Origin of the sequence: Rhizobium ecuadorense, assembly GCF_001187535.1 — a bacterium.
GTDB classification, from domain to species: Bacteria; Pseudomonadota; Alphaproteobacteria; order Rhizobiales; family Rhizobiaceae; genus Rhizobium; species Rhizobium ecuadorense.
On sequence record NZ_LFIO01000127.1, the window covers coordinates 1 to 272 of the forward strand.

Below are 272 nucleotides of genomic sequence, written 5' to 3' on the forward strand. Positions count from 1 at the left end.
CTGATCTACCGGCAGGCCGGCCTTGGCAAGAATATCGGCGCGATAGTACTCACCGCTCATCTCCTCCTCGTTTTCCTCCTGATGGAATTTGAAGAAGTAGGGCTTTCCGTCGGCCTCGAAGAAGCCATTCAGTGAATTGAGGCTGTATTGGTCGTGGTTGATCGCCAGATCGCGTGCGTCGACCCCAAACAGATCTCGCAAGAGGTCGGCAAGAAGAGCTTCGGCACTGCCGTCGCCCCACTTGGCTTTTTCCCGTATGGCTGCCGTCCGAC

General features: G+C 56.6%; 1 pseudogene. It reads right to left on the minus strand.

Going from position 1 to position 272, the window contains the following annotated elements:
* Positions 1–272: pseudogene (locus tag AF337_RS04255) on the minus strand (hypothetical protein); the annotation flags it as partial.